This window comes from Microseira wollei NIES-4236 (assembly GCF_020521235.1).
Classification (GTDB): domain Bacteria; phylum Cyanobacteriota; class Cyanobacteriia; order Cyanobacteriales; family Aerosakkonemataceae; genus Microseira; species Microseira wollei.
Genome location: NZ_BLAY01000719.1, coordinates 1 through 255, shown reverse-complemented (window position 1 = coordinate 255; position 255 = coordinate 1). Strand labels below are relative to the sequence as shown.

Below are 255 nucleotides of genomic sequence, written 5' to 3'. Positions count from 1 at the left end.
GGAGTTGTAGAATCGCATCCATCCCAACTTGGGTAAATAAATCTTGCTCCCTTGGGATTTCACTCCCATCGCATAAGTGAACGAAGTGAAGTTGCTGCGATTCTTAAATTTGGGAAACCCCCTGCCTTCAAAGAAGTTTTTGTAGGCAATATCCAGACGCTTGACGTTTTGTTGCAGTACTGTCGAATCAATCCCGGCGTACCAAGGTCTAGCAGTTTTTAGTTGCGGCAATGCAGTGATTTGAATATCCCCAGC

General features: G+C 45.1%; 1 pseudogene. It reads right to left on the bottom strand.

What is annotated here, in order from left to right:
- Positions 1-255: pseudogene (locus MiSe_RS50340) on the bottom strand (RNA-guided endonuclease InsQ/TnpB family protein); the annotation flags it as partial.